General features: G+C 44.9%; 5 protein-coding genes. All 5 read right to left on the bottom strand.

Annotated features, from left to right (window positions below; all coding sequences use genetic code 11):
* On the bottom strand, positions 1 to 944 hold a 944-nt coding region (locus QZZ35_RS09250), incomplete at its 3' end, for an XdhC family protein (protein WP_291237137.1).
* 14 nt (positions 945 to 958) lie between these two features.
* Entirely contained in the window at positions 959 to 1,978 is a 1,020-nt protein-coding gene (locus QZZ35_RS09245; RefSeq protein ID WP_291237136.1) for a molybdopterin-binding protein, read from the bottom strand.
* A gap of 19 nt (positions 1,979 to 1,997) precedes the next feature.
* Complete coding sequence (locus QZZ35_RS09240; RefSeq protein WP_291237135.1) at positions 1,998 to 3,134, bottom strand: aminotransferase class V-fold PLP-dependent enzyme; 1,137 nt, start codon at positions 3,132 to 3,134, stop codon at positions 1,998 to 2,000.
* Positions 3,131 to 3,718 (bottom strand): nucleotidyltransferase family protein, encoded by a 588-nt coding sequence (locus QZZ35_RS09235; protein WP_291237134.1) that lies wholly within the window; start codon positions 3,716 to 3,718, stop codon positions 3,131 to 3,133. Before QZZ35_RS09235 ends, QZZ35_RS09240 begins: the two co-directional genes overlap by 4 nt.
* The coding region (locus QZZ35_RS09230; protein ID WP_291237133.1) for a xanthine dehydrogenase family protein molybdopterin-binding subunit at positions 3,718 to 4,701 on the bottom strand (984 nt) is incomplete at its 5' end. The genes QZZ35_RS09235 and QZZ35_RS09230, both read right to left, overlap by 1 nt.

Genomic DNA, 4,701 nt, shown 5'->3' with positions numbered 1-4,701 from the left:
CCTTCGATAAGTACGGTCATTGTACCGCCGCACACCATCACATCTTCTTCGCTGACATCCTTTGTCATATCTACAGTGATCTTTGCACATTTTCCTGTTCCGATATAATGGAGTGCCTCACGCATAACTTCTGCTTCCGCACATCCGCCTCCGATGCTCCCCACAATTCTTCCTTCCGGATAGACGATCATCTTCGCTCCCGGACGTCTTGGAGTGGAACCTCTTGTCTCGAGTACCGTCACAATACTGTGGGGCTCCTCTTCCGAAGAAAGCTTCTCTAATACGGAAAAATCCGCATCCGAAGGATCAAAATCCTGTTTTCTGCTGCGTTTCACCTGAATCAGTTCTGCCAGGATCGATACAGCAATTTCCGCTGGTGTCAAGGCACCGATCGCCAATCCGATCGGCATATGAATACGGTCAATGGCAGACGGATCATAACCTTCTTCAATAAGAAGATTTTTGATACCTATGACACGGCGTTTGGATCCCATCATTCCCATATATGCCGGTTCTGTGCCGGAAAGAAGCGCTCTCAGACAATCCATATCATAACGATGCCCCCTTGTGACAACAACCACATAATCATTCGATGTAATTTTTAATTTTTCAAAACAGCGTTCAAAACTTTCGCAGAGTACCTGCCGCACCTCCGGAAAACGCTGTCTGTTTGCAAATGCAGGACGATCATCCACCACAGTCACAGCAAATCCGCTCTCTGTTCCAAATAAAGCAAGGGGATGGGACACATGACCGCCGCCGAGAATAATGAGCCGCTCTTCCGGAAGATAATTTTCACGGCAGATATCTGCTTCATCTGAAGAAATTTCCGGATGTCTGTCAACCCATTTTTCACTTCTTCCCTCCGACAAAAGCTTTGTACAAAGTGCTGCAGGATAACCCTCTTTTAAAACACTCATTAATTCTGAATATATTTCTTTCATAATCATTTCCAGCCTTATTTTCCAAATCCGCAGTTCGGGAAGGTGCAGACATCACAGTTAAGGCAAAGTCCGCCATGTCCAAGCTCTGCCAGTTCTTCTGCAGTTACCGGATCATCTGCCATAAGTCGCGGAAGCATCAAATCAAAAATCGTTCTTCTTGAATACATCACACATCCCGGAAGACCGGCAAGAACTTTTTTATCTTTAGTGTAGGCCAGAGCAAACATAGCTCCCGGAAGAACCGGTGCTCCGTAAGAGACAAGACTTCCTGCAGTCTTTGCAATGGCTCCCGGCGTCAGATCATCCGGATCCACACTCATGCCTCCGGTACAGACAACCATATCCGCACCCTGATTTAAATAATCCTGAATGGCATTTTCAATCATCTCACTGTTGTCATCCACGATTGTCTGACCGAGAATCTGTGTCGGAAACTCTGCCAGTTTATCTTTGATGACAGGACCGAATGTATCCTGAATACGTCCGTGATAAACTTCGCTTCCGGTCGTAACGATTCCGACCTTCTTTTCCTTAAACGGAAGAATCTTCATTAAAGGTTCATCACCTGCTGCCGCCTGGACGTCCTTCATATGAGATGCCTCAATAATCAGAGGAATTACCCGCATTCCTGCCAGTTTATCCCCTTTCTTTACTGTAAAATTACTGTGACGGGTACTGATAATGACCTGTCCTTTACAATTTACAGCCTTCAAACGGTCTGTATCAATTTTAAGCAGCCCGTCTGTCTCTGCATAAAGATCGATCTTTCCCTCGCTGGCTTCGGAACGACGCATATGGTCATTGATGCAAAGACGGCATAAAACTTCAGCCCCCTCATTTTCATGAAGCCAGCCTTCTTTTTTCTCCCATACATATAAATGTTCTTTTCCAAGCTTTAAAAGCTCCGGAATATCTTCTTCTGTTACAATATGGCCTTTTTTAAAGGCAGGTCCCTTGCACTGATCCTTCACGATGCGGGTAATATCATGACACAACACATGGCCTACTGCATCTTTTGTTGATATCAGTTTCATTTTCCTCTCCTTTTTTCTCTTATTCTTTCGGCATCCGCTTCACATCCGGTACTTTATCGCTGTGGACGGTCAGCTGCCATAAAGCCTGTGTGATCTTATCAATGTCCGATTCTGTATTAAAATATGTAAATGAAAATCTTGCTGTTCCTCTCGGCCATGTTCCCAGTGTCTTATGCGCCTGCTCTGCCCCATGAAGACCGGACTGAATCACAATGCCATACTGTTTCTTCAGTGTCTCTTCCAGCTCTTTTTCATCCATAAAATCTGTCTGAATGGAGACAACCGGAATACGGTCTTTATATCCCGGACCGATAATATGCACACCATTGACATGCTGAACTTTCCGAATAAACTGTTCGGCACGTTTCTGTGCGGTACTGCAGAGATTAAAGAGCCGCGTCTCTTTAATAAATTCAAAAGCTCTGCTTAACTGGCCGATTCTTTCGATATCAAGAGGATTCATCTCAAAAGATTGAAGCCCCTCTTTTCCTCCGAGGAACTCACATGCCTTTTCACTTGCAATAAATCCGCCGATCTTTTCCGATGCCAGAAGTCCATAGCCGCCGCTGAATGTGAGAATATCAATGCCCCATATATTCATAAAAATCGGAACAAATGCTGCTGTCTGTGCAGTATTGGCAATCATAAGAAGATTCTTTCTCCTTGCAAACTCTGCCATCTCTTTCACCTGGAGCACTGTACCGCATACTTCCGAAGCATGATTAATAATGATCGCCTTTGTATTCGGACGCATTAATCGCTCAACCGCTTCAAAACCTTTTTCACCTTTTTCTTCGTCAAATAAAACGAGCTGACCCTTTTCATTACATGGAAGCAGGCTGTACGCCACATCCCCTTCCATATCCTTGAGTATATTCATCACAGCATCACTTTCCATAGGAGAAACAAGCACATGATCCCCCTTTTTCAAAATGCTGCGAAGCGTTTTGTCAAATGCCGCCCCGACACCTTCCGTAAACACGACATAATCTGCCCCCGGTCCGTGGAAAAGACTGTTTAACTGCTCTTTTGTATGTTGGATCATTGCCTGAAGATTTTCCTTATCCATTGAAACAGCCTGCTTTCCTGCTGCTTCTGCGCCGTCGGCCATAGGAACCGGCTTTGCCACCTGATCCAGATAAACTGTACACATCATACATTCCTCCTGTTATCTTCTAACTGCTCTTTTTTATCAATATCAAAAAGTTCCTTTTCATCCTCAATTTCAAAAAACCGCACATCCTCTTTATGACGTTCCATTACCTGACGTCCGCCCACATCTCCGGACAAATTCAAAAGTTCCTCCGCATATTTTTTTGAAAAAATCACCGGATTTCCTTTTCTGTCACCCGACTTTGCTGCAAGAATTCCGTCTTCATAGACTCTGAGCATCGATGCAACTGTTTCCCTCCGAAGCCATGGCTGATCACATACGATAAACATAACCGCATCCCAATCCCTGTCTTTATCCACAAAATTCTTTACTGCCAAGTGGATTGAATGGGATATTCCCAGTTCCGGATTCAAATTTTGGATGATTTTTATATGTTTTTCTTCGGCTGCGGCAATAATGACAGGATTTCCCGTCACCACCACAGGATGATCCGGCAGAATCTGATCTGAAATTTTTTCCAGAGCATGGAGATACATTGGCTTTCCGTCCACCAATGCTTCCAGTTTTCCTCCGCCAAATCGCTTTCCTGATCCCGCAGCCAGAAGTACAATTTTTATTTTTTTCATTATTTTTCCAGTTTCAGCATGCCCATTTTAATACGTTCACTTGTCATCGGCAATTCACGGAGACGAACGCCGCAGGCATTATAGATTGCATTGGCCAGTGCCGGAGACGGTGTATTGATAACGATCTCTCCGATGGATTTCGCACCGAAAGGTCCTGTCGGTTCATAGGCACTTTCAAACTCAACACGCAGTTTTCCCATATCTATACGGCTCGGTATCTTATACTGCATGAAGGAATTATTGATCATCGCACCATCGGCACGATACTGTATATTTTCATAAAGTGCCATGCCGATACCCTGAACAATACCGCCCTCCGTCTGAACCCGGGCGAGATTCTCATTGATCGGTGTACCGCAATCCACTGCTGCCGCATAATCAATAATTTCCACCTGACCGGTTGCCTTGTCAAGTTCAATCTCAACCATTCCTGCCATAAACGGCGGCGGAGATACAGGAGACGAAAAACTCTCGGAGGCACTCATCACGTCATTCCGGTTAAAATGACTTGCGGTTGCCAGTGTCTCAAGCGTTATCTCTTTTTCACTGTCCGGAACATAAAAACGATCCCCTTCGAAAATAACTTCTTCATCCGTACAGACCATCTTTTCAGCTGCCAGATGAATCATCTTATTTTTCAGTGTCTCACATGTTTTAATGACAGCGTTGCCGGTAACATATGTTGTACTTGACGCATAAGAACCGGTATCATAAGGGGAAACATCTGTATCCACACCGTGGACTGCGATTCTGTCCACATCACATTCCAGACATTCTGCCGCCATCTGTGCCAGAATTGTATCACAGCCTGTTCCCATATCTGTCGCTCCGATTAGCATATTGTAGGTTCCTTCATCTGACAGACGAATCTCAACAGCAGCCTGATCCACACCGGAAATACCGGAACCCTGCATGGCCAGTGCCCCTCCGACAGCTCTCACTTTTCCATTGCCCATATCACGCACAGGATATTTTTCATCCCA

It is taken from the genome of Frisingicoccus sp., from assembly GCA_016298055.1.
Classification (GTDB): Bacteria; Bacillota; Clostridia; order Lachnospirales; family Lachnospiraceae; genus Frisingicoccus.
This window is presented reverse-complemented; position numbering and strand designations above follow the sequence as displayed.

Excerpts from the sequence above, each read along its gene's own strand:
- QZZ35_RS09245 (WP_291237136.1), bottom strand. The coding sequence starts at position 1,978 with ATGAAACTGATATCAACAAAAGATGCAGTAGGCCATGTGTTGTGTCAT.
- QZZ35_RS09240 (WP_291237135.1), bottom strand. The coding sequence starts at position 3,134 with ATGATGTGTACAGTTTATCTGGATCAGGTGGCAAAGCCGGTTCCTATG.
- QZZ35_RS09235 (WP_291237134.1), bottom strand. The coding sequence starts at position 3,718 with ATGAAAAAAATAAAAATTGTACTTCTGGCTGCGGGATCAGGAAAGCGA.